22 protein-coding genes are annotated in these 23912 nt (G+C 71.4%); 11 read left to right on the forward strand and 11 right to left on the reverse strand.

What is annotated here, in order from left to right; translation table 11 throughout:
- Window positions 1–15: 15 nt before the first annotated feature.
- Window positions 16–1719, reverse strand: coding sequence for an NAD-binding protein (locus KA217_02015; protein MBP7711231.1), 1704 nt, complete (start codon window positions 1717–1719; stop codon window positions 16–18).
- 13 nt (window positions 1720–1732) lie between these two features.
- Window positions 1733–2116, reverse strand: coding sequence for a hypothetical protein (locus KA217_02020; protein MBP7711232.1), 384 nt, complete (start codon window positions 2114–2116; stop codon window positions 1733–1735).
- Between the two features lie 280 nt (window positions 2117–2396).
- On the opposite strand from KA217_02020, the gene KA217_02025 reads away from it, so the two are divergent.
- The 7 genes from KA217_02025 to KA217_02055 all read left to right on the forward strand — a co-directional run bounded on the left by KA217_02025 (window position 2397) and on the right by KA217_02055 (window position 8720).
- Window positions 2397–2855: a phosphate-starvation-inducible PsiE family protein gene (locus tag KA217_02025; protein ID MBP7711233.1), complete on the forward strand. Its 459-nt coding sequence runs from the start codon at window positions 2397–2399 to the stop codon at window positions 2853–2855.
- 49 nt (window positions 2856–2904) lie between these two features.
- Window positions 2905–5703, forward strand: a complete 2799-nt coding sequence (locus KA217_02030; GenBank protein ID MBP7711234.1) for a monovalent cation/H+ antiporter subunit A — start codon at window positions 2905–2907, stop codon at window positions 5701–5703.
- Window positions 5703–6047: a Na+/H+ antiporter subunit C gene (locus KA217_02035; protein MBP7711235.1), complete on the forward strand. Its 345-nt coding sequence runs from the start codon at window positions 5703–5705 to the stop codon at window positions 6045–6047. The genes KA217_02030 and KA217_02035 overlap by 1 nt, the downstream gene beginning before the upstream one ends.
- On the forward strand, window positions 6044–7567 hold the full coding sequence (locus KA217_02040; GenBank protein MBP7711236.1) for a monovalent cation/H+ antiporter subunit D: 1524 nt from the start codon (window positions 6044–6046) through the stop codon (window positions 7565–7567). Before KA217_02035 ends, KA217_02040 begins: the two co-directional genes overlap by 4 nt.
- A complete protein-coding gene (locus KA217_02045) occupies window positions 7564–8058 on the forward strand; it encodes a Na+/H+ antiporter subunit E (protein MBP7711237.1) in 495 nt (164 codons plus the stop codon). The genes KA217_02040 and KA217_02045 overlap by 4 nt, the downstream gene beginning before the upstream one ends.
- Window positions 8046–8315 carry a K+/H+ antiporter subunit F gene (locus KA217_02050; protein ID MBP7711238.1) on the forward strand — a complete coding sequence of 90 codons (270 nt, stop codon included), beginning with the start codon at window positions 8046–8048 and terminating at the stop codon, window positions 8313–8315. Before KA217_02045 ends, KA217_02050 begins: the two co-directional genes overlap by 13 nt.
- 69 nt (window positions 8316–8384) lie before the next feature.
- Window positions 8385–8720 (forward strand): Na+/H+ antiporter subunit G, encoded by a 336-nt coding sequence (locus tag KA217_02055; GenBank protein MBP7711239.1) that lies wholly within the window; start codon window positions 8385–8387, stop codon window positions 8718–8720.
- On the opposite strand, the gene KA217_02060 is transcribed toward KA217_02055, so the two are convergent.
- From KA217_02060 to KA217_02075, 4 genes are read right to left on the reverse strand one after another with little or no spacing between them, the layout of a single operon-like run.
- Window positions 8705–9376 (reverse strand): hemolysin III family protein, encoded by a 672-nt coding sequence (locus tag KA217_02060; protein ID MBP7711240.1) that lies wholly within the window; start codon window positions 9374–9376, stop codon window positions 8705–8707. The genes KA217_02055 and KA217_02060 overlap by 16 nt on opposite strands.
- Window positions 9373–11577, reverse strand: a complete 2205-nt coding sequence (gene glgB, locus KA217_02065; GenBank protein MBP7711241.1) for a 1,4-alpha-glucan branching protein GlgB — start codon at window positions 11575–11577, stop codon at window positions 9373–9375. The genes KA217_02060 and glgB overlap by 4 nt, the downstream gene beginning before the upstream one ends.
- The gene (locus KA217_02070) at window positions 11574–13058 is read right to left on the reverse strand and encodes an alkaline phosphatase (protein ID MBP7711242.1); all 1485 of its coding nucleotides are present in this window, start codon (window positions 13056–13058) and stop codon (window positions 11574–11576) included. The genes glgB and KA217_02070 overlap by 4 nt, the downstream gene beginning before the upstream one ends.
- A gap of 51 nt (window positions 13059–13109) precedes the next feature.
- Entirely contained in the window at window positions 13110–13907 is a 798-nt protein-coding gene (locus KA217_02075; GenBank protein MBP7711243.1) for a pentapeptide repeat-containing protein, read from the reverse strand.
- A 111-nt stretch (window positions 13908–14018) separates the two neighbouring features.
- Here KA217_02075 and KA217_02080 point away from each other — a divergent pair, with 111 nt between their 5' ends.
- The gene (locus KA217_02080) at window positions 14019–15863 is read left to right on the forward strand and encodes an RNB domain-containing ribonuclease (GenBank protein ID MBP7711244.1); all 1845 of its coding nucleotides are present in this window, start codon (window positions 14019–14021) and stop codon (window positions 15861–15863) included.
- A 10-nt stretch (window positions 15864–15873) separates the two neighbouring features.
- On the opposite strand, the gene KA217_02085 is transcribed toward KA217_02080, so the two are convergent.
- Together KA217_02085 and KA217_02090 are read right to left on the reverse strand one after the other, a co-directional pair.
- The gene (locus KA217_02085; protein ID MBP7711245.1) at window positions 15874–16119 is read right to left on the reverse strand and encodes a DUF2934 domain-containing protein; all 246 of its coding nucleotides are present in this window, start codon (window positions 16117–16119) and stop codon (window positions 15874–15876) included.
- A gap of 229 nt (window positions 16120–16348) precedes the next feature.
- Complete coding sequence (locus KA217_02090) at window positions 16349–16906, reverse strand: invasion associated locus B family protein (GenBank protein ID MBP7711246.1); 558 nt, start codon at window positions 16904–16906, stop codon at window positions 16349–16351.
- Between the two features lie 252 nt (window positions 16907–17158).
- Between KA217_02090 and KA217_02095 the strand changes: the two genes are divergently transcribed.
- Complete coding sequence (locus tag KA217_02095; GenBank protein ID MBP7711247.1) at window positions 17159–18034, forward strand: alpha/beta hydrolase; 876 nt, start codon at window positions 17159–17161, stop codon at window positions 18032–18034.
- Here the strand turns inward: KA217_02095 and KA217_02100 are convergent.
- Window positions 17977–18798, reverse strand: coding sequence for a metal-dependent hydrolase (locus tag KA217_02100; GenBank protein MBP7711248.1), 822 nt, complete (start codon window positions 18796–18798; stop codon window positions 17977–17979). The two genes, KA217_02095 and KA217_02100, sit on opposite strands and share 58 nt — an antisense overlap.
- A 194-nt stretch (window positions 18799–18992) precedes the next feature.
- Between KA217_02100 and KA217_02105 the strand changes: the two genes are divergently transcribed.
- Window positions 18993–19418 carry an acyl-CoA thioesterase gene (locus tag KA217_02105; protein MBP7711249.1) on the forward strand — a complete coding sequence of 142 codons (426 nt, stop codon included), beginning with the start codon at window positions 18993–18995 and terminating at the stop codon, window positions 19416–19418.
- A gap of 63 nt (window positions 19419–19481) precedes the next feature.
- A complete protein-coding gene (locus KA217_02110; GenBank protein ID MBP7711250.1) occupies window positions 19482–20096 on the forward strand; it encodes a class I SAM-dependent methyltransferase in 615 nt (204 codons plus the stop codon).
- Here KA217_02110 and KA217_02115 read toward each other — a convergent pair.
- Together KA217_02115 and KA217_02120 are read right to left on the reverse strand one after the other, a co-directional pair.
- Entirely contained in the window at window positions 20060–21376 is a 1317-nt protein-coding gene (locus KA217_02115) for a ribonuclease H-like domain-containing protein (GenBank protein MBP7711251.1), read from the reverse strand. The genes KA217_02110 and KA217_02115 overlap by 37 nt on opposite strands.
- Complete coding sequence (locus KA217_02120; GenBank protein MBP7711252.1) at window positions 21373–23808, reverse strand: DEAD/DEAH box helicase; 2436 nt, start codon at window positions 23806–23808, stop codon at window positions 21373–21375. The genes KA217_02115 and KA217_02120 overlap by 4 nt, the downstream gene beginning before the upstream one ends.
- Window positions 23809–23912: the final 104 nt, after the last annotated feature.

Raw genomic sequence — 23912 nt, forward strand, 5'->3', positions numbered from 1 at the left:
CTCTTCTCGATGGGGCTAGCAGCGCTGCTGGTCGCCCACGCCGGTGAGCCAGCGCCACAGGTGCCCCGAAGCCAGTTGCTCGCCGGTCATGACGTAGGCGAGGGTGGTGCAGTAGCTGGAGATCAGGCTCATCCGGTCCGGGACGTCCCACCCGCCCGCGAACAGGATCTCCTGGCCCTCGCGAAGTTTCGTCTGTGGGTCCGGCACGAGTCGCAGGACGCCGTCCTGACTCAGCATCAGCGGGACGGCGGCCAGTTCCTGGCTGCGATCCCTGGGGTCGCGCAGCAGGTGGGTCAGGCGCACGTCCTTGCCCTGACGAAGGGCGGCCGTCAGCGCGGGGCCGGCCTCGTCCGTGACGCGCACCGACCAGATGTCCGGCACCATGGCGCCGACCAGATTGGCGAGCCGTTCCACCAGCCCCTCGGCCCACACCCTTGGCTGGCTGCGGGCCAGCACGAGAAAACGGGAGAGCAGGGGCGTGGTGATGAGGGCCAGGATCTCGTGGCCCATGATGAGTCCGCGCTGCATGACCAGGTCCGTGCGCGCTGCCTGGAACACCTGGTCGTGGGCCCGGCGGTTCTGGCGGGCGACCAGGAACAGTTTCGGGTTCAGGGCCTGGGCCGTCATCAGGATCGACAGGTTGTTGGCGTCGTCGTCCGTCCCGGCCACGATTCCGGCGGCCTCTCTCACGCCCGCCTCGAGCAGCGTGCTGGCATCGGTGCCACGCCCCCGCACGCAGTCCGCGCAACCGGTCCTCTCGGGCTCGGCCTCGACGATGCGCGTGGTGACCCCTTCGCCCTCCAGGCGGTGGCGCAGCGCCTTTCCGAACCGCCCGTAGCCGCAGAGGATCCAGACGCCGTGCGGGGGGTAAATGACCGGTGCCACATGCGAGCGGGGGACCCCGGTGAGCCACTCGAACAGCACGTGGGTCTCCGGTGAATAGAGGGCCATCGCCAGACGCTCGGCGAAGGCCTCGAAGGGGTTGACGACGAAGTCGGTGCCGAAGGAGGCCATGTTGGCCGCGGTGTCCGCCGATTCCGCGCGGCAGATCACCGGTGTCTTCGGGGCCATCAGCTTCGCCGTGGTGGCGACCATCAGGTTGACCCTGTCCCGATTGGTGAGGGCGAGAACCGCGGCGCACTGCGGGTGGCCCATTCCGCCCTGCACCAGGTGGCGCGGCACGGCCGCGTCTGCGGTCAGGGCCGGTACGTCGATGCCCAGCTCGTCGACGCGCAGGGCGCTGATGCGCTCGGGGTCCACGTCGATCACGACGGCGCGCAGCCCGCGCTCCACCAGGCTGCGTACCAGCAGGCTGCCGGTGTCACCGTAGCCGCAGACGAGATAGAAGGGCTCACGCAGCCGGCGCACCGCGCGCGTGAACCTCGTCTCGCGGAAGGCCCGCTGCAACGCGGGGTCCTGCATCAGCGCGACGATGCTGCCGAGGGCGTAGAACCAGGTGATGACCGTCAGGTAGACCGAGAAGGTCATCCACATCCTCTGTCCCGGCGTGAAGAGGTATGGGAGCTCGCCGAAGCCGATGGTGGTCGCGGTGTAGGTGACGACGTAGAAGGCGGAGAGGAAATCCATGTGCCAGGGATTTCCCTCGTCGTCCAGACCGGGGATGAGGACGAAGCCCAGCACCGCGATCGCGCAGGCGACGATGAGCGCCAGAAGCGGTGTGCGCAGGCGCCGCAGGACCAACGCAGTGACCCGGGTCACGGTGCCAACCACCTCAGCGCCGCAGCATCACCGTCTCGATGATCAGCAGCACGACCGAGATGATGTTGGCGACCAGGGCCCCCCCGGCAAGGGCGACCACAGTCGCCACGGCTTCCGGGGCGGCGCCGTCGGCCGCGACGTGCGCCGCGTAGCCCCAGGCGATGGCGGCAGCCACCAGGCCCAGGTCGGCCACCAGGCTGGTCGCCAGCATCACGGCCCCCACCTGCGTGCGGTCCCCGAACTTCAGCACCGTGGCAATCAGGCTCACGACGATCGCCGCGAAGAGCTCGTAGACGTTGTGGTGGGCGGGGTTGTCGATATCGCCCATCACGAACCCGAAATTCAATGACAGGGCCAGGATGATGAAGAAGCCGAAGGCGACCTTTTCCTGGTTCATCGTTGGGCTCTCCCTGGAGTTTGGGGGCGGGGCGGGTCTCGCCGGAGAAGCCGCGGGGCGCAGTGCCCCTGGCGTGGCGGGACCCGGCCGCCGTGACCGAGTCTCCGAGGTCGCGCGGATTCAAGGCGGCCGAAGCACCACCACCCGATTCTAGCAGGCCCCGACGTTCGTGCCCGCAGCCGCGCGGCCGCGCCTCCATGCCGTCGGGGCTTGCTAGAATGACGGGACGTCTCGTCCAGGGGAACCGGCGGGGGAGGGGACCGAAGTGCAGCAGAAGACCATGTCCGACTCGGAGCTCTGGGGCCCACTGCACCGGCTGACCATGACCACGATGGTCAGGCTGAACGGCCTGGCCCACCTGTTCATCGGGCTGGGGTTGGCCGGCGCGGTGCTGATGTTCACCTGGCTGTTCGTCGTGGACGTGGAGCGCGCGTTCCGCGCTGCCAGTCTCGCGCAGGGTTTCCTGCACGCCCTCGGCACCCTGCTGCTGTTGTGGACGGTCTCGGCGCTCATCTCGGCCGAGATCCGCTACCTTCGCGGGAACCCTCTGACGGTGGACACCTTCGTCGAGGTGGCCCTGGTCGTGATCGTGCGGAAATTGATCTCGCTGCCCGTGCAGGAGGTCGCCCCGGCGCCCCTGGACTACCTGGCGTGGGTGGGGGCCGCGCTGCTGCTGGGCGTGCTCTACCTGGTGGTTCGCCTCGCGCAAGGTCTGGGTCAGCGCGGTTCGGCCACCTGAGCGGAGCGCCTGGCGTGTCAGCGCGCAGCGTCGGCCACGAGGGCGGGCGATGAGGTTGCTGCTCATCGTCCTGATCCCCCTCCTCGGCGCGTGGCTGCCGGCGCTTGCGGGACGCTGGGGGCGTGACGCGAGCGCCTGGACGGCAGCGGGTCTCGCCGCCGCAGCGCTGGGGCTGACGGTGAGCGCCGCACCCGCGGTCTTCGAGGGCCAGGCGCCGGCCGCGGGCTGGCCCTGGCTCCCCGCCCTCGGGCTCGAAGTGGCCCTGCGCATGGACGGGCTCGCGCTGCTCTTCGCTCTCCTCATTCCCGGCATCGGACTGCTGGTGGTGCTGTATGCCCGCTACTACCTGGCCGAAGGCGAGCCCACGGGCCGCTTCTACGCCCAGCTCTCGCTCTTCATGGGGGCCATGCTGGGCGTCGTGCTCGCGGACAACCTGATCCTGCTCCTGGTCTTCTGGGAGCTGACCAGCCTGAGCTCCTTCCTCCTCATCGGCTTCTGGCACCACCGGGAGGACGCCCGCCAGGGCGCACGGATGGCGCTGATCGTCACCGGGGGCGGAGGGCTGGCCCTGCTCGCCGGTTTCCTTCTGATCGGGGAGATGACCGGGAGCTACTCCCTCACCGAGGTGCTCGCGTCCGGCGACGTCGTGCGGGCCCATCCGCTCTATCCCGCGGCGTTGGTGCTGGTCCTGGTCGGTGCCTTCACCAAGTCCGCCCAGTTCCCGTTCCACTTCTGGCTGCCCCAGGCCATGGCGGCGCCGACCCCGGTCAGCGCCTACCTGCACTCGGCCACGATGGTCAAGGCGGGGGTGTTCCTGCTCGCGCGCCTGTTCCCGGTCCTCTCGGGCACCGACCTCTGGGTGTACCTCGTGGCTGGCACCGGTCTCGCGACCCTGCTGTTCGGCGCCTACACCTCGCTCTTCCAGCACGACGTGAAGGGCCTGCTGGCCTACTCGACCATCAGCCACCTGGGGCTCATCACCCTGTTGTTCGGCATGGGGACCCCCCTGGGGGCCGTGGCCGGGGTGTTCCACATCCTGAACCACGCCACCTTCAAGGCCTCGCTCTTCATGGCGGCCGGCATCATCGACCACGAGACCGGAACCCGCGACATGCGCAGGCTGAACGGCCTGTGGCGGTACATGCCCCACACGGCCAGCCTGGCCACGGTCGCCGCGGCGGCGATGGCCGGTGTGCCGCTGCTCAACGGGTTCCTCAGCAAGGAGATGTTCTTCACCGAGATCCTGGTCCTCGAGGCCCACCCGGCGGTGGACTGGCTGTTGCCGGCGGCCGCGGTCCTGGCCGGAGTGTTCGCCGTCGCCTATTCGGCCCGGTTCGTTCACGACGTGTTCTTCAACGGAGAGCCCGTGGACCTGCCGAGGGTCCCCCACGAGCCGCCCGCGTACATGAAGGTGCCGGTGGAGGTCCTGGTGGCCATCTGCCTGCTGGTGGGCGTGTTCCCTGCGGGCACGGTGGCACCCTTGCTGGCCGTGGCCGCGACCGCCTCGGTGGGGGCGCCCCTCCCGGAGTACAGCCTGAAGGTCTGGCACGGACTCTCCGTGCCGTTCGCGATGAGCCTCGTGGCGCTCGTCGGGGGCATCGCCGTGTACGCCGCTCGCCGCCACCTGTTCCGGCTCCATGACCGCTTGTTCCCGCGCATCGACGCCCGGGCTTCCTTCGAACGCTCCGTGCGTCTTGCCGCCTGGCAGGCGCGCCGCTTCACCGCGGCCCTCGAGAACGGGTCCCTGCAGCGCTACCTGGTGTGGCTCCTGGGGGGGGCGGTGGTCGCGGTCGCCTCGGCCCTGGGGGTGGAGGGCGGTCCCCTGGCCGGTCCGCTGCCCATCGCACCGGTGGACCCGGTGACCGGCCTCGGAGCGCTCCTGATCATCGTGGCGGCGGTGGCCACGGTGGCGCGCCACCGGGAGCGTCTCGTGGCCCTCGTGCACCTGAGTGTGGTGGGGCTCCTGGTCGCCCTCGGCTTCGCACGGTTCTCCGGCCCCGACCTGGCCCTGACGCAACTCTCGGTGGAGGTCGTGACGACCGTGCTCCTCCTGCTGGCCCTGTACTTCCTGCCGCCGTCCACGCCGCGCGAGTCCTCCCGCCCGCGGCGGGTCCGTGACCTGCTGGTTGCCGCGGGGGTGGGCGGGGGCGTCGGGTCGCTGACGTGGGCAGTGCTGACCCGCCCCTCCGAGACCCTGTCCGGCTTTTACGTGGACCAGAGCGTTCCGGGAGGTGGGGGGACGAACGTGGTCAATGTCATCCTGGTGGACTTCCGCGGGTTTGACACGCTCGGCGAGATCACCGTGCTCGGGGTCGCCGCGCTCGGCGTGTACGCGATGCTCGAGCGCCTCGTCCTGAAGCCGCCGACCTACGACGTCGCCGGCCGTGCCTGGGACTGGGACCCCTACCCGCTGGTCGCGGCCATCCTGTCCCGGGTCCTTCTTCCGATGGCCATCATGGTGTCCCTGTTCCTCCTGCTGCGGGGCCACAATGAGCCGGGCGGCGGGTTCATCGCCGGGTTGGTCACGGCCGCCGCCATCGTCCTGCAGTTCCTGGCGAGCGGAGCGGCCTGGACGCGGGAGCGCCTGCGCGGTGACGGTGCCGCGCTCATCGGGTGGGGCGTGCTGACCGCCACCCTGACGGGACTGGCGAGCTGGTTCTTCGGCCGGCCGTTTCTCACCTCGGCGCACGGTCACCCCCACTTGCCCCTGGTGGGAGAGGTGCCGCTCGCGAGCGCCATGGTCTTCGACCTCGGCGTCTACCTGACCGTGGTCGGGGCGACGGTCCTGATCCTGGCCCGCCTGGGCAGGGTCGCGGTTCTCGGCCGGGTCACCGCGGGGGAGGAGTGATGGAGGCCCTCGTCGCGGTCGTCGCTGGGGTGCTCGCCGCGTGCGGCGCCTACCTCCTGCTGCGGGCCCGCACCTATCCAGTGGTGCTCGGCCTGACCCTGCTTTCCTACGCCGTGAACGTCGTGCTGTTCGCGATGGGCCGGCTGTCCACCGGTTCCCCACCCCTCATCGACGCCGCGGCGCCGGACTACGCCGATCCCCTCCCGCAGGCCCTGGTCCTCACGGCCATCGTCATCGGTTTCGCCATGACGGCGTTCGTGGTGGTCCTCGCCCTGCGGGCGCTCGGGGATCTCGGCGGGGATCACGTGGACGGGCGCCGCCGCCCAGGGCGGGAGCGGCCGTGAGCCATCTGGTGATTGGCCCCGTCCTGCTGCCGCTCTTCGCGGGCGTGGTCCTGCTGCTCGGGGCTGGGTGGCCGCTGGCCTGGCAGCGGGGGCTCAGCCTGACCGCCGCCGCCGCGCTGGTGCCGCTCTCGTTCCTGCTCCTCGGCACGACGCTCGACGGCGGCTACGGGGTCTACGCCCTGGGGGACTGGCCCAGTCCCTTCGCGATCGTTCTGGTGGCCGACCGCCTGAGCGCGATGCTGGTCGCGCTCACCTCCGTCCTGGCCCTCTTCGCCCTGCTGCATGCCAGCCGGGGTACGGACGCCGAGGGACGCCACTTTCACGCCCTCTTCCAGTTCCAGTTGTTCGGGGTCGACGGGGCCTTCCTCACCGGTGACCTGTTCAACCTGTTCGTGTTCTTCGAGGTCCTGCTCATCGCCTCCTACACCCTCCTGTTGCACGGGGGAGGGCCGGTCCGGACTCGCGCTGCGCTCCACTACGTGGTTCTCAATCTGGTGGGCTCGAGCCTCTTTCTCATCGCCGCGGGCGTGCTCTACGGCGTTACGGGCACCCTGAACCTGGCGGAGCTGGCGGTGCGGGTCGCCGCGCTGCCCCCGGGAGACGCGGGCCTCGCGCGGGCGGGAGGCCTGCTCCTGCTGGTGGTCTTCGGGTTGAAGGCTGCGCTGCTGCCGTTCCACCTCTGGTTGCCGGCCGCCTACGCCGGCGCGGCGGCGCCGGTCGCGGCCCTGTTCGCGATCATGACCAAGGTGGGTGTGTACGCCATCCTCCGGGTGTTCACCCTGGTCTTCGGCGGCTCGGCGGGCAGACTCGCGGGCCTGGGGGAGGCCTGGCTCTGGCCGCTCGCCCTGGCGACCGTCGCGGTAGGCGCGGTCGGTGCGCTCGGCAGCAGGAGCCTGCGCAGGCTGGTGGCGTATCTGGTGGTCGTGTCGGTGGGTACCCTGCTCGCCGGGGTTGCCCTCGGCACCGGCGCCGCCCGGGCGGCGAGCCTCTTCTACCTGGTGCACAGCACCCTGGTGACCGGCGGACTCTTCCTGCTGGCCGACGTCATCGGCCGGCGCCGGGGGTCGGCGTCCGACTCGCTGGTGTCCGGCGCGCCATTCGCGCGGCCGCTCGTCCCCGGCGTGCTCTTCGTCGTGCTGGCGGTGGGGATGGCCGGGCTGCCGCCTTTGGGGGGATTCCTGGGCAAGTTGCTCCTCCTGCAGGCGGGGGTGTCTTCCCCCCGGGCCCCGTGGCTGTTCGCGGTGGTGTTGGGGGCGGGGCTCCTCAGCCTGGTCGCGCTCGGCCGTGCCGGCAGCACCCTGTTCTGGCGCCGGAGCGAAACCCCGGGGCAGGAGGTGGGGGCCGGGGGGCGCTCGGGACCGCTCGCTCCGACCGTGGCCCTGGTGTCCGGGGTCCTCCTGTTCGCAGTCCTGGCGGGTCCGGTCGCGGAGCTCACCCGGGCGGCTGCGGCGCAACTGGCCGAGCCCGCGGGTTTCGTGAATGCGGTGCTCGGGCCGCGCTCCGGGGAGCGGGTCCGGTGAGCCGGTGGCACTTCAGGCCCGTCCTCTCGAGCGCGTTGCTGGTGCTGTGGTTGCTGCTCGTCAACAGCACGTCCCTTGGCCAGATCGTGCTGGGCGGGTCGTTCGCCGTGGTCATTTCCTGGTGGGTGGAGCCCTTCTGGCCGCACCACCGGCGGACCTGCCGGGCGGTGCGCCTGGTGGGTTTCGCGGGGCTCGTGCTGGCGGACATCGTGCGGGCGAACTTCCGGGTTGCGGCGCTCATCCTGGGGGCCCCCGAGAAGCTGCAGCCCGCCTTCGTCGAGGTCCCCATCGACCTGACCGACGAGCTCGCCATCGCGACCCTGGCCAGCATCATCTCCCTGGCACCGGGCACAGTGTCCGCCAGGGTCAGCGCAGACCGGCGGACGATCCTGGTGCACGGGCTGGACGTCGCGGACGGTCCCGCCCTCGTGGCGGAGATCAAGGAGCGCTACGAGGCGCCCCTGAAGGAGATCCTCGAATGCTCGGTCTAGCGGTGGCGTTGTCCTTCGGCATGCTGGGGATTGCCGTCCTGCTCAATCTCTGGCGGCTCGTGCGTGGTCCCGAGCTCCCCGACCGGGTGCTTGCCCTCGACACCCTGTACGTCAATGCCATCGGGCTGATCCTGTTGTTCGACGTGCACCTGGACCGGGCGGTCAACTTCGAGGCCGCGCTCGTCATCGCGATGATGGGCTTCGTCGGGACGCTGGCGTTCTCCAAGTTCCTGCTGCGCGGTGACATCATCGAGTAGCGGGATAGACGAGTGGCGGGAGAGAGGTTCGGGTCGCAGCCGGCCCGCTACGGGTGGGAGGTTCGAGAGATGAGCTCGGCGACGTGGGGAGTGGAGGTTCTGGTGTCGGTGCTGCTGTTGGTGGGGGCCGGCTTCGCCCTGGTGGGCTCGATCGGCCTTGCGCGGCTGCCGGACTTCTTCATGCGCCTGCACGGCCCCGCCAAGGCCACGACCCTCGGTGTCGGGGCGATGATGCTGGGCTCGGCGCTTCACTTCGGTGCCCGGGGAGACGGCCTGAGCCTCCGCGAGCTTCTGCTGAGCGCTTTCCTGCTCGTCACCGCGCCCGTCAGCGCCCACCTCCTGGCGAAGGCGGCGCTGCACCTGAAGATCCCCACGCGCTCCCGGCCCCCTCAGCGGATCACGTAGAGCAGCACGGCCAGGAAGTGAAAGACGCTGCCGGCGAGCACCCACAGGTGCCAGACGGCGTGCATGTACTTGATTCTCTCGAGCACGTAGAACACGACACCGATCGTGTAGGCGAGGCCCCCGGCCACGAGGAGCCAGAGTCCGCCGGGCTCGAGCCGCTCCGCCAGCGGTCCGAACGACACCACGATGAGCCACCCCATCGCCAGGTACACGAGGGCCGACAGCCAGCGAGGGCGATAGGTCCAGAACGCCTCCATCGAGATGCCCACCACGGCGAATCCCCAGACGATCCCGAACAGCCACCAGCCGTTCGCCTCGCGCAGCGTCACCAGGCAGAACGGGGTGTAGGTGCCGGCGATCAGCAGGTAGATGCTGCAGTGGTCCAGGACCTTGAAGAGGTGCTTGGCCTTCGGGTGGGGGACGCTGTGGTAGAGCGTCGAGGTCGTGTAGGCGAGGATCAGGGAAACGCCGAGCACGATGGCGCTGGCGAGCTTGTAGCCGTCGTTCGCCAGGACGGCGAACACGGTGAGGATCACCAGGCCCGCGACCGCGAGCCCGACCCCGACGCCGTGCGTGGTGCCGTTCGCGATCTCTTCGCCCAGCGTGTAGCCGCGCCGGGTCCCGAGCGCCTGCGCCTCGCCTGCCTGGCCGCTCACGACGGCGTACCCCCGCCGCGGTACCCATCCCGACCGGCGGGCATCAGGACGATGCCGCCCAGGGGCGGGACGGTGACAGTGAGGGACCAGTCACGGCCCAGCCACTGCCGGGGTTCCGCCTGGAGCCGCGTCATTCCGTTGCCCGTGTTGCTCCCGGCGTAGTACTGGGAGTCGGAGTTGAACACCTCCTCGTAGACCCCCTCGCGGGGCACGCCGATCCGGTAGTTGTGACGGGGGGTCGGCGTGAAGTTGATCACCACGACGGCGAAATCCTCCCCGGACTTGCGCAGGAAGCTCAGCACCGACTGCTGGGCGTCGTTGCAGTCGAGCCACTCGAAGCCTTCCCATTCGAATTCGTGCGCGTGCAGCTCCGGCCGGGAGTGATAGAGACGATTGAGGTCCTTCACGAGCCGCTGGATGCCGGCGTGGTAGGGATACTGAAGCATCCACCAGTCGAGCACGCCGGCGCTGTTCCACTCCGTGCCCTGACCGAACTCGGTGCCCATGAAGAGCAGCTTCTTGCCGGGGTGGGTGAACATGTACGTGTAGGCGAGCCGCAGATTGGCGAAGCGCTGCCACTCGTCCCCGGGCATCTTGGTGAGCATCGAGCCCTTGCCGTGCACGACCTCGTCGTGGGAGAAGGGCAGCATGAAGTTCTCGGTGAAGGCGTAGAGCATGCTGAACGTCAGCATGTCGTGGTGGTACTTGCGGTAGATGGGGTCCTTCGCGAAATAGCGCAGGGTGTCGTTCATCCACCCCATGTTCCACTTCAGGTCGAAGCCGAGGCCGCCCAGGTAGACGGGACGGGTCACCTGAGGCCAGGCCGTGGACTCTTCCGCGATCAGCAGGCACCCGGGGACCTGGGCGTGGGTGACGATGTTCAGTTCGCGCAGGAACTCGATGGCCTCGAGGTTCTCGCGGCCCCCGTGCTGGTTCGGAACCCACTCCGAGCGCGAGTAGTCGAGGTAGAGCATCGAAGCCACCGCGTCGACTCGCAAGCCGTCGATGTGGAACTCCTCGAGCCAGAACAGGGCGCTCGAGAGCAGGAAATTCTTCACCTCGTGGCGCCCGTAGTTGAAGATGAGGGTGGACCAGTCGAGGTGCTCGCCCTTGCGGGGATCGGCGTGCTCGTAGAGCGCCGTGCCGTCGAAGCGCGCGAGGCCGTGGGCGTCCTTCGGGAAGTGGGCGGGCGCCCAGTCGAGGATGACGCCGATGCCGTTCCGGTGGCAGTGATCGATGAAAAAGCGGAGCTCGTCGGGTGCCCCGAAGCGCGATGTGGGGGCGTAGTACCCCGTGGTCTGGTAGCCCCAGGATTGATCGAACGGGTGTTCGGTGATGGGCAGGAGCTCGATGTGATTGAAGCCCATGTCGCGAACGTACTCGACGAGGCGGACCGCGCACTCCCGGTAGTCGAGGAACTCCCCCGCGACACCCCGCTGCCATGACCCCAGGTGCACCTCGTACACCGACATGGGCGCGCGTTGCCAGTCGCGGCGTGCGCGCTGCTCGAGCCACGACTGGTCCTGCCACGAATAGGCCGATCGGCCGGCGACGACCGAGGCGGTATTCGGCCGCAGCTCGAAGAGCTGCCCGTAGGGGTCGCTCTTCAGGAAGACCTCGCCCGTGACGCGGGACCGGATCTCGTACTTGTAGAGGGCGCCCGCCGTGAGGTCGGGCAGGAACAGCTCCCACACGCCCTTGCCTTCGCGCAGCCGCATGGTGTGGCGCCGGCCGTCCCACTGGTTGAAGTCACCGACGACGCTCACGCGCTCGGCGTTCGGCGCCCAGACGGAGAACAGCACCCCGGTGACGCCCTCGACCTCGTGCTCGTGGGCGCCGAGGAAACGGTAGGCGTGCCAGTGTTTGCCCTCCGCGAAGAGATGCAGGTCGAAGTCGGAGAGTTGCGGACCGTAGGTGTAGGGGTCTTGATGCGGGGCCGCCGTGACGCGCGCCAGCGGGGCGTCGACGTTCGGTGCCGCCGGGTCTGGGGCCGGTGCCGTGGGCGGGGTCGTGGCTCGTGCGGCCTGCGCCGCGGTCTCGGATGGGTGGCTCTCGGTCACGGGGTCTCTTTCCGCGAATGGCCCAGGGCAGCCGCAATCCCTACCCTGATGGTACGGCAAGTATCGCACGGAACGCGGGGTGGATGAGGCTGGGCCCCCTGGCGTTCGGGCGGCTCCGCGGCGGGCCCTCGGGGCGCTCAGGGGCGGTCCACGCCCGCGCCGGGTGGCAGTGGCGCCTCGGATGACGACGGGGCCCGGGGCGATGCGTCCTCCAGGGCAATCGCCTGCGCCATGACGCGGTAGACCGCCGTATTGTCCACGTAATCCCCGGTGAATCCCCGGGCGGCCGGCCCGTAGGCGTCCACTGCCCGGGCGTCGCGTGCGAGCACGAGGTCGGTGAAGCGCTCGCTGCCCACGCCCCTGGCGAACAACGGCACGAGGGCCCCGGTGTGCCCCCGCGAGGCGAACTGGTGGCCCGGGACTCGGCCCGGCCCCCGGTCCTCCAGGGGACGGTAGCCGTGGAAGACGTCCGGGCCGGAGGGGTCGTACACGCCGTTGCCGTTGCGGTCGCTGTAGGTGCCGGGCCCCCAGAGGTGCCCCGTCTCGTGGTCTCCGGTCACGATCACGAGGTTTCGGTGCCAACCGCCCGCCGGGTTGTCCGGGGCCTCGATCCAGTCGACCACGGTCTGCACCGCGGCGTTGAATTCGGCCTGCTCCTCGATGAGACGTGGCAGGTCGTGGGCGTGGGCGGCCCAGTCGACGGCGCCTCCCTCGACGAGCAGGGCGAAGCCGCCGGCGCTGCGCTCGAGCACGCGGATGCCCGCCTGCACCAGTGTGGCCAGCGAGGGCACGCCGGGGTTGGGGGCGACGCCCGAGGGGCGGTTGGGGTCCGCGCCGCGGCGCCGGTCCGCCTGGAGGGTGGTGCCGGCCCGGGCGACGCCGAGCAGCCGTGTGGGGGCCGACACGCGGCCGCTGGCGATGGCCTCGAAGTCCTCGCGCGCCTCGACCAGGGACCAGCCTTCGCCGCCGGGGGTCTGCAGGGCCTGCCAGGTGGAGAACCCGCCGACGTAGTCGTAGTGACCCGGCTCCGGCTGTCGGGCCTCGCCATTGACGTCGTGCCCGGGGTGGCCTGCGCCGACCAGCACGTCGAGCCAGTCGCCCGCGATCCCCTCCCGGGCGACCGCGGGGTAGTCGTTGCGGGAGGGCGAGTGGGCATACACGGCGGCCGGCGTGGCGTGGGCGAAGGGCACCGAGGAGACGGCCCCCGTGGCCATGCCGAGCCCGGACGCGGTCTCGAAGAGGGTTCTGAGCGGCCGACCGTCCGGAGACCCGTTGAGCTGCCCGTTGCGGACCTTGACCCCCGTGACCATGGCAGTCGCGGCCGCCGCGGAGTCGGTGGCGCCCCGCAGGGCCCAGCCGAAGTCCGACCACATGCGTTCGGGGTCGTAGCCCGCGGGCTGGCTGGCAGAATGGGTCTGCACGGCGACCCTGACCGGGAAGCCCTGGTAGACGGGCGGGGCACCGGCGTAGAGCGCGGCTGCTCCGACCGTGTGAAAGCCCTGGCCGTCGCTCACCATCAGGAACACGTTGACCGGCCCCTCGGCGGCCGCGTTTCCCGCGAGCCATGCCGCCAGGAGCCCCGCTCCCAGGCTGCGCAGGGTGGGGTCGCGGGAGGGCGGCATGAGGTCTCCGGCGGCGGGCGGTGCGTCAGGCGATCCGGTCTCGGGCCGGCGCTACCGGCAGGCCCCGGTGGACCCGGCGGCGCAGCGCCGGCGGTCGACCCAGCGGGCGCGGTCGAGAATGGCGCCCTCCAGGCTTGCGTCGCTGAGGTCCGCCTTCACCAGCACCGCGTCGCTCAGGTCCGCTCCGGTGAGGTCAGCGGAGAGCAGCTGTGCTTCCTCCAGGTTGGCGTGCCGCAGCACGGCACCGGTGAGATTGGCCTCCTCGAGGGAAGCCCGCTTGCAGTTCGCCCCCTCGAGGTTGGTGTTCGTGAGCCGGGCCCCCCGCAGCCGGGCCTGGAGCAGGTTGGCCTTGGGCATCTGGGCGTCGCCGAAGTCAGCCCCGGCCGCCTCGGCCTGGTAGAGCCCTGCGCCGCGCAGGGTGGCGCCGGCGAGCACGGTCCCCGTCAGCGTGGCCCTGTCGAGGCTCGCCCCGTCGAGGACCGCTCCCTGCAGCTGGGCACCGGAGAGGTCCGCGCTGACGAAGCGCGCGTCGCCGGCCTTGACGTCCCGCAGGGTCGCGCCCCGGAGCTTGGTGAGCGTCAGGTCCGCGCCGCTCAGGCGTGTGCCCGTCAGGTCGGCGCCCGAGAGGTCGGTGCGCAGCAGCACGGCCCCGCGCAGGTCGAGCCCGGCGAGCGCGGCGTTCCGCTTGTCGCAGCCGGTCCAGATGACGCCGGGTCCCGGTGGGCTGTCGCAGGCGGCGAACGCCGGGCCTCCCGCGAGCAGCGTCAGCGCAAGTGTCAGGAGCAGCGCGACCTGCCGGGGGGGTGGAGTGCGTCCGGTTCTTCGCGGGTCTTCTTTCGAGTCGTGCATGTCGGCGCAAGCATACCGCCCGGGCCCGCCCGGCGCACGGGTTCGGGGCGCTTGACCTGTCGGCCCCGGCACGGGTATCAAGCGGGCCGGCATCCGCGCTTCGGTCTCCCCATGCCCCACGCCCCCCCCGCCGGCCTGCGCGAAGGCAGCCTGGTGCTGTACAAGGCTCGCCCCGCGAGGGTGGCGGCGCTCGCCGAGAAGATCGAGATCTCCCTTCCGGGGGGTGAGTCGCAGCGGGTGCGCCCGAAGGACGTGACCCTGCTGCACCCCGGGCCGCTGCGGTCGCTCGCAGACCTCCAGCCCCTGGAGGGGGAGGTGGACGCCGCGTGGGAGCTCCTGGCGGGCGGCACGACCCACCTCGCCGAGCTCGCCGAGCTCGTCTTCGGGGGCTTCACGCCGGAGAGCGCGTGGGCCGCATGGGCCCTGGTCGGTGAGGGACTGCTGTTCTCCGGCACTCCCGACGCCATCGAGGTCCGCAGCCGTGAGAGGGTGGAGGCCGAGCGGACGCAGCGGGAGGCCCGTCTCGCGGAGGAGCGGGCCCGGGCGGACTTCTTCGCGCGGGCCCGCTCGGGCGCGGGCGCGCACCCCGGGGATGCCCGCTTCCTCGCCGACGTGGAGCGGCTCGCGGAGGGGCGGGCCGAGCACAGTCGGGTACTGCAGGAGCTCGGCAAGGAGGAGTCGGCCGAATCGGCGCACAGATTTCTGCTGCGACTCGGGCACTGGGACGAGACCGTCAATCCGTACCCCCGGCGCCATGCGCTGCCGCTCGATCCCCCGGCCCTGGAGGCCCCCGGATTGCCCGAGGAGGACCGGGTCGACCTGACGAGGCTCGCGGCCTACGCGATCGACGACGAGGACAGCCGGGACCCCGACGACGCCCTCAGCCTGGATGGGGTGCGTATCTGGGTGCACGTCGCCGATGTCGCGGCGCTGGTGTCGCCGGACAGCCCGCTGGACCTGGAGGCGCGCGGGCGGGCGGCCAACCTGTACCTGCCGGAGCGCACCGTCCCGATGCTGCCCTGGGCCGTCACCGAGCGCCTGGGCCTCGGTCTGCAGCCGGTCTCCCCTGCGCTTTCCTTCGGACTCCACCTGGCAGGAGACGGGACGCCGACGGGACTCGAAGTGGTGCGAAGCTGGGTGCGGGTGAGCCGGCTGTCGTACGCGCAGGCGGAGGGGCGTCTGGAGGAGGAGCCCTTTCGCACCCTGTACGCCGCCGCCCTCCGGTTCCAGGCCCGGCGGCACGCGGCAGGGGCGGCGCCGATCGCGTTGCCCGAGGCGAAGGTGCGCGCCGAAGGCGGCGCGGTCACCGTCAAGCCCATCCCCCGCCTGCGCAGCCGCGACCTGGTCGCGGAGGCCATGCTCATGGCCGGCGAGGCCGCCGGCCGGCTCGCGCTGGAGCAGGGTTTCGCCTTTCCGTTCGCGACGCAGTCAGGCCCGGACGAGGCCGTGCCGATGCCCGGGAGCTTCGCCGCCAGCTTCGCGTACCGGCGCCTCCTGAAACGCACCCAGATGCGGACCGCCCCGGACCGGCACGCGGGACTGGGGCTCGCGGTCTATTCCCAGGTGACGAGCCCCCTGCGCCGGTATCTGGACCTGGTTGCCCACCAGCAACTGCGGGCCTGGGTCACCGGTCAGCCGCTGCTGGGACAGGGGGAGATGTTGGAGCGGATCGGGGCTGCCGATGCGCTGATCGGCAGCCTGCGCCAGGCCGAGCGAGCCTCGAACCGGCACTGGACCCTCGTGCACCTGAGCCGCCAGCCCGGGTGGCGCGGCACCGGCGTTCTGGTCGAGTCACGTGGGGGCCGCGGGACCGTAGTCCTTCCCGAGCTCGCCTTCGAGGCGCCGCTCCATCTCGCGCAGGAGATGAAGCTGGACGCCACGGTCGACCTCCAGTTGAGCGGGGTGGACCTCCCGTCTCTCTCCGCGTACTTCGACGGGGCGCCGCGGGCGCCCTGATCCGGCGCCCTCAGCCCTTCTTCAGGCGCTCCTCGATCTGACGCTCGGCCTCGCACCAATCCTGGGCCGGGTCCCCGCCGAGGAACCCGCGTTTCTCGGCGATGTAGTAGGCCGCGTCGGAGATCATCTTCCAGCGCTCCTCGGGCGTCGGTGCCAGGCCGGGGGCAGGGGGCGCCGCCTTTGCCCGGGTGGTCTTCGGCGCTGCGCTCTTTCCGCCTGCCGGCTTCGCCCCGGATGTCTTCCTGGTGCTGTTCATGGTGCTGCCTCCCCTGTCGGTAACCACGCCGCTGCGCGGCTTGACGCTCGAGCCTATGAGACACTGACCCCGCGGCAGTGTCCAGCGACGCACCGGTACGGTGGCGCCTGCCGAACGCCCGAGGCGGTAGGACTCCGGCCTTCGCCCGGGGTGTTCCCGGCCGGCCGGTGAGTCGGAGGGGCCGGGGGCGGCCCCTCCGGGGTGCGGAGGAATCGGACCTGCCGGAGGCCTACTTGCGGGCGTCCTGCAGCGCCTTGTATCCGGCGCTGAATCCCTTCAGCGAGACCGGGAAGGTCACGGGCTTCTGGGGATTCGCGTAGAAGGTGAGCTTGCCCTGGCTGCCGCTCCGCATGGCCTTCAACAGGTCCTCGTTGGTGGAGAGGGCGGCGCGGCACCCGTCCGGCACGCAGACCTCCACCGGAAAGCGCTTGGCCTCGCCTTCGTCCACCTGGAAGCTGAGGCCCTGGGGCAGGAAGAACCCCAGAGGCAGCGCGAAGATCATCCCGGACTCGCCGGTGTTGGTGATGACCGTCTCGACCCTCATCAGGGGCCGTTCCTTGTCGGAGTCCTTCTCCTTGCTGACCAGCGTCTGAACGAGCACGCACACGTCCTTGTCCGCCTTCTCGGGCTTCTGGCAGACCAGCGTCCAGTCCTGGAAGTTCTTCTGGGTGGGCTTCTTGGGCTCGTCCTTGGCGTAGGCGACCGTCGCGAGCAACGGCAGCGTGAGCGCTGCCGCGAGTGCGCGGCGCGCGAGGCGGTCCCAGCCGCCCGAAACGGGTGAGTGCATCAGTTCCTCCTGGCGAGACGGTCTGCCGCGGGACGCCCCGCGTGCCCCAATGGTACCTGAAAACGGCCCCGTGAGGTCCGTGGCGCCGCGGCAGCCCACGCAGCTCCCGGCCCTGCCCGGCAACCGGGGTCCGCGCCGGCGTTGCCCGAGACGATGTCGAAGGGAGAAGATTGGCCCGTGACGTTTGCGGGTCGGTCGTCGAGGCTCCCGGTCCCGAGGAGTCTGCAACCTGTGGTGGGGAGGGGCATCGCCGTGAAGACTGGCGTGACCGAGGGGCGGGTCGCCTTGCCGGATGGGCGTACCCTCGCCTGGGCGGAGTTCGGTGACCCGCGCGGGCGGCCCGTGATCTACTGCCACGGGTTCCCGGGCTCGCGGCTCGAGCCCCGGGTGGCGGACGAGCTGGCCAGCCGGCTGGAGGTGCGCCTGGTCGGAGTGGACCGTCCGGGCTACGGCCAGTCCACGCCTGCCTCGGGCCGGCGGATCCGCGACTGGCCGCGCGACGTCGAGGTGGTGGCCGATGCCCTCGGGATGGAGCGGTTCGCAGTGATCGGGGTGTCCGCGGGTGGCCCCTACGCCGCGGCCTGCGGGCACGACCTGCCGGAGCGTGTGTCGCGGGTCGCCATCGTGTGCGGGCTCGGGCCCCCGGAGTCGATGGGGCAGGGGGCGCAGATGCACTGGTACGCCCGGTGGGGCCTGCGCGTCGCGGCGGGTTTCGCTCCGGTCTCCCGGTGGCTCTTCGCGCTCTTTGCGCTCGGTGTGCGCTCGGTCGGCGAGAAGGGCTATGCGCTGTGGGTCAGGCGCTACTCGGCTGCCGACCGTGAGGTGCTCCAGCGCCCGGAGGTGCGCTCGTTGCTGCTCGCGGCGTTCCGCGAGGGGGCCCGCAACGGCGGGGCCGCGCTGTCCGAGGACCTGGCGCTGCTGGCGAGGCCGTGGGATTTCCCCCTGGACGGCGTGCAGGTACCCGCCGACCTCTGGCACGGAGAGGCTGACGCCGTCGTGCCGCCCGAGATGGGGCGCTTCGTCGCCTCACGGCTCAAGAACTGCCGTGCTCGCTTCCTGCCCGGTGAGGGTCACTTCTCGCTGCCCCTCGCCCACATGGACGTCATCCTCTCGGCCCTGGTGCGTTGACCCCGGCAGGGCGTGAGGCAAGGTGCCGGACGGAACCATCCCTCGCGGGGCCAGAGGCGCTGCCACACCTCCCCGCGCCCGCCCGCGTCCGCGACTGCCTCCAGGAGTGGACCGGACGGCGGTGCGACGAGGAAGGCCGAAAGGGCGGCCAGATAGGCGGCGAGCGTCGCGGCCGGCCCCCTGCGCGACCAGAGCTTGAGCGCGCTGCCGAGGGAGCGCCGGGCGCGGGCCCCGAAGAGATTGACGCTGTAGACCTCGTCGAGCAGCAGGTGGACCAGGTAGCCGAGCGTGACGAAGGCCCCGGCTGTCCAGGCCGCGACGGCGGGTGCCCCCGCGCCCCGGTGTGCGGCGGCTGCCGCGGCGAGGCCGAAGAAGGCGGCGGCCGGTAACGAGTGCAGCATCCCCCGGTGCACGGTCACCCGGGTCAGCAGGGCGAAGAGCGCCCAGCGCGCGAACAGGAACGCGGTGACCCAGAGGAGCACCAGTTCGGCGACCGTGGGGAAGCGTTCCGCCAGCAGGAACATGGCCAGGAAGGCGAGCGCCGCGGCGGCCAGGGTGAAGCTCGTGCGCACGGGCGCCGACCCGTCCGCGTCCAGGTCCGGCAGGAGCGAGCCGAGCGTCCCGAGCGCGAGGTAGACGAGGGTCTCGCCGGGCGTGGCGATCCCGCCCACCAGGGCGGTGGTCGCGGCCAGGCCGCTCGCGGCGAGACCGACCGAGAGATGCACGGAGAAGGCGGCCAGGGCCAGGTCTCCCGAGGCTGACATTCCTCTCGAGAGCACGCTCTCGAGGCAACTGCTACATGTAGTTATCGCGGAAAAATCTAGCACAACATCATGAGGTGTGCCGGGCGGCGCCCGCAGGGTGCCCGGGCGGCGTGTCTTCGCGGCCAGGCCGGGACTATGATGGTGGCCCGGGGCAGGACGCCCCGCGGAAAGCGAGCCCACTGGAGGGGGCGACGATGGAGACTGAGTGCAAGGACGCCCGGGCCTTCGAGGTCCACATTCCGCTGACCGCCAAGACCTACGACGTCGACTTTTCGGGGGTCGTGAGCCACATCACGTACCTGCGATGGCTCGAGGACTTGCGGTTGCAGATGCTCGCGAGTCACCCGCCCCTGCAGTGGCAGGTGGACGGCGGCGGTGTCCCGGTGGTGGCCCGGACCTCGGTGCACTACCGCGCGCCGGTCAGCCTCGGGCAGGCACTGCGGGGAAGCCTCTGGGTGAGCCGTGCGGGGTTCTCCCGCTGGACCCTGTCGGCGGAGTTCAGCACGGGCGGGCGCGTCGTCGCCGAGGCGGTACAGTCCGGTTGCTTCCTCGACCAGGACACGCGGCGCCCCGTCGCCCTGCGCCTGGAGATCCGGGAGCGGGTCGCCGCCCCGCGGTGACGGCCGGGGTCGGGTCGCGCCCGCTCGCGGGTCCCGCGACGACAGGAGAATGGGAGGTCCCGGATGGTCGACTTCGACAGCAGGGCGCGGCAGTGGGACTCCAACCCCGTATTCCTGGAGCGGGCGCTTCGGGTGGCGGATGGCATCCGCGCCCGCGTGCCCCTCGGCCCGTCCACGCGGGCCCTCGACTTCGGCTGCGGAACGGGACTGTTGAGCTTCGCCCTGAGGGACCACGTGGGGCACATTACGCTCCAGGACAGTTCTGCCGGAATGCTCGAGGTGCTGCGGGAGAAGATCGCCCGTCAGGGCGTGACGAACATGACGGTGCGCGAGGGTGAGCAGTGGGCCGATCTGCCACCCGAGGGGCGTTACACGCTCGTCTACACCTCCATGACCCTGCACCACATCCCAGACACCGACGCCACGCTCCGCGCGTTTCACAGGGCGCTCCGGCCGGGAGGGTTCCTCTGCGTCGCCGACCTGGACGCCGAGGACGGCACCTTTCACGGTCCGGAGGTCGAGGTCCACCACGGCTTCGAGCGCGGGGAGCTCGCCCGGCGTGCGGCCCGCTCCGGCTTCGCGGATCTGAGCTTCGACACGGTCTTCGAGATGCGCAGGGAGCTCGCGGGCGAGGTTCGCCGCTACCCCGTCTTCCTCATGGTCGCCCGCAGGGTCTGACGCCCGGTCCCTGGCCGCCCCGCCGGGGCTCGCCCGGCCAGGCGCGCGAACCTTTGCCGGTGCTCGGGGTTTTCGGGCTCCAGGGCGACGAGTCGCTCGGTGAGTGCGCGCGCCCCCTCGAAGTCACGCTCGGCGTGCTCGGCGTGCTTGGCCAGGGCCTCGATGGCCCGGGGGTTGGCCTGCGCGGCCAACTCACGCCAGATCTCGACGGCGCCCTGCAGGTCCCCCTGGCGGCGGTCGAGGCGGGCGAGCTCCAGCAGTCCCTCGGCGTCGAGCCTCCCCCGGTCGGAGGCCAGCAGGTCGCGGGCGGAGGCCAGGCCCTCGCTGGCGTGGCGGTGACGGGCCACCGCGAGGGGGTTGGCGCCGTGCGTGCGCGGCGCGGCATAGGCGGCGGAGAGCGCCGGGACGAGCGCGACCAGGGAGACCAAGTCCCAGCGGTTGTGCTCTAGGACGGCCGGCAGGCGTCCCACGTCACGGTGGCGCAGCCAGTGCAGCCAGACCGCGGGCACCTCGGCGCTTGGCAGGTCCGCAGGCCGGGCGAAGCCGAGCAGGCGGTGCTCCGTGGTCCCCAGCCGGCAATCCGGCCACTCGCGCCCGAAGGCCCGGCGAACGGGGTGCAGCAGGTCGGCGTGGGGCCAGCCCCGGAAGGGGTCCGGCAGGCCCGCGAGGCGGTAGCGCGTGGCGAGGAGGGGCAGGTCGAAGCACTTGCCGTTGAAGCTCACCAGCGTGTGGGCCGTGGCGGCGAAATCGGCAACGGCGCGCAGCAGGGCGGGCTCGCCGCCGAACCGTGTGATCAGGTACTGACGGACGACCAGTGCGTCGTTCGTGAGCCTCGCGAGGCCCACCAGGAAGGCCGTGGTGCCGGTTCCACCGGCAAGCCCCGTGGTCTCGGTGTCGACGAAGAGCGGCTCGGCTCCCGGCAGATCCAGGGCGCAGAGGTGCGTCGCCGTCTCCCCGCCGACGCTCCAGTGGCCGTGCCGCGCGGGCAGCGGGACGCGGTGCTCCACGGCGACGAGGCCATCCCCGGCCAGTTGACCGCCCAGCCGCTCGGCGAGCTCGGCATCGGTCGGCCCCTGCCGCGGCGGGGGCGCCCCGGCGCCCCGCAGCGCGAGCAGGCGTTCGATCCCCGGGCGCAGGGGGTCCGGTCGGGGCGCTGGAGGCGCGTCCGCGCTGGACGGGAGTGGCCCCGGCTCGGTTCCCCCGGCGGGCACCCCAGAGGTTCCCGGCGCGGCCCCGGCCTGGCGGCGCAGGTTGCCGAGACGTTCGAGGAAACCGCTCACTCCGGGGGCCCCTGGCCCGTGAGCAGGTCGAGCACCGTCAATGCGGTCGCCTTGGGGGAGAAGCCCCGGCTCTCGTCCGTGGCGAGGATCGGTCCGACGCAGGCGGGGCAGCCGGACCGGCAGGGACATCCGGCGACCAGTGACCGGGCCCGATTCACGACCTCGCCGGCCTGTTGGAAGAGCGGGGCGGACAGGCCGATCCCGCCGGGGTAGTTGTCGTACAGGAACACGGTGGGCCGGAAGGGTCCCGCCGGGACCTCTCCCTGCGCGGTCGGGTCGCCCGTCGCGAAGGCCCGCAGCTCGCCTCGGCCGCCCGTGCCCACCGTCGCGAACCACGTGGACTCGTTGTCCCCGACGGCGCGCCCCAGGTCCCTCGGCTCGGACATGCTCAGGACGGCGGCCACGAAGTGCATGGCGTGGGCCGCGCCGAGGAATCCGTCCAGGGCCTGCTGGCGCGAGGGGAAGGCCGCCTCCAGGGCGTCGGGCGAGACGGTCCACCAGACCGCGGTCGTGTGCAACTCCTGGTCCGGCAGGTTGACGTTGCCGTAGCCGACGTTCTCGTGGGTGTAGTAGCGGATCTTCTTGTAGCCGGCGACCCGCCGCACCAGGTGCACCTCTCCGTGGGCCGCCCGGGCCCGGGCGCTCAGGCGGCCCTCGAACTCCTCCAGGACCTTGAGCCGGGTGTAGTCGATCGCGTCGGTGTAATAGTCGGCCTCGGTCCTGCGTACGAAGGCCTTGCGGCCCACCCAGTCGAGCCGCTCGACCTGCCAGGGCTGGGCCTGGACCATGTAGATCGCGCCCTCGTAGAGCGTCATCGCGGCCCCCGAGTAGTCGACTTCCGCGATGACCCTCTTGCCCCCGTCGGTCACGTCCACGACCACGAAGTTGCCTTCGGCCACCGAGCGCAGGCTGACGGCGTTGGCGGGGTAGCTGTCGGCCATCCAGTGCCAGCGACCCCCCTCGTGGTGCAGCACCTGCTGTTCGGCGAGGTACGCGAGCAGCGCGCCCACGTCCCGGCCCCCGAAGGTCTCGCCGTCGGCGAAGGGCAGCTCGAAGGCCGCGCAGCGCACGTGGTCGAGCAGGATGAGCAGTTGGTCGGGGTCGATGCGGGCGTGCTCGGGGGACGCGCCGAGGAGGAACTCGGGCTCGCGCACCAGAAACTGGTCCAGTGGCTGGCTCGAGGCGACGAGCACCCCGAGCGACGGACGGTTGCGCCGTCCGGCCCGCCCCAGGCGCTGCCAGGTGCCGGCGATGGTCCCCGGATAGCCGTTCAGGACGCAGACGTCCAGCGCGCCGATGTCCACCCCCAGCTCCAGCGCCGAGGTGGCGACCACGCAGTCGACCGCGCCCGCCCGCAGGTCCTTCTCCGTCGCCCGCCGCTCGGTGGGCAGGTAGCCCCCGCGATAGGCGCGCACCCGGGGGGGGCGGCGGGGGTCGCGGTCGAAGGTGTCCTTCAGGTACTTGGTCAGCACCTCCACCATCAGGCGCGTCTGGGCGAAGACGATGGTCTTGAGGCCGGACTTCACGGCCATGCGCGCGATGCGCGCGCTCTGGGAGCGGGCCGAGGCGCGGATCCCCAGGTCCGGGCTCACCACCGGCGGATTCCAGAGCAGCACGTGCCGGCGCCCCCGGGGCGCGCCGCTCTCGGTGACGCTCGCCACCGCGGCCCCGACGAGGCGCTCGGCGAGCTCCTGCGGGTTCGCGATGGTCGCGGAGGTCAGCACGAAGGTCGGTGTGCTGCCGTAGAACCGGCAGACCCGGGCGAGCCGGCGCAGCACGTTTGCCACGTGGGCGCCGAACACCCCCCGGTAGGTGTGCAGCTCGTCGACCACCACGTAGCGCAGCTGCTCGAAGAACTGCGCCCACTTGGTGTGGTGGGGGAGGATCCCCTGGTGCAGCATGTCGGGGTTGGTGACGACCACGTCTCCGCGCGTGCGCACGGCCTTGCGCGCGTCGCCCGGCGTGTCCCCGTCGAAGGTGAAGGCGCGCACGCCGAGCCCGCCTGCTTGACTCAGTTCGGTGAGCTCGGCGACCTGGTCCTGGGAGAGGGCCTTGGTGGGGAACAGGTACAGCGCCTTCGCACCCTCGGTGAGGGCGGCGTGCAGGACCGGGAGGTTGTAGCAGAGGGTCTTGCCGGACGCGGTGGGCGTGACGACCACCGTGTGGCGGCCGGCGCGCACGTGGTCCCACGCCTCGCGCTGGTGACTGTAGAGCCGACTGACGCCGCGCGCATTCAGGGCCGCCGCAAGGCGCGGCTCCAGCTCCGGAGGGAGGTCGGCGTAACGCCCGGGTGCTTCGGGCTGCACCTGCTCGCCCGTGATTCGGGTCCGGTAGCGGCGCTTGAGCCCCGCGACCAGGGAGTCCACGTCGCCTGCCGCGAGCGGGCCTTCGTCCTCGGGGGCCGCCGGCTCTTCTGACAAGGCCTCGAGCATGACGGGTTTCCGATTCGTTCTCCCTGCCCGATGCGAGTGTAGTGAAGGGCGCGCAGGCCCGCAAGCGCTGGGACCGGCTGCCCTGGCGCAGGCCCCTGGGTTAT

This window comes from Gammaproteobacteria bacterium (assembly GCA_017999615.1).
GTDB lineage: Bacteria > Pseudomonadota > Gammaproteobacteria > JAABTG01 > JAABTG01 > JAGNLM01.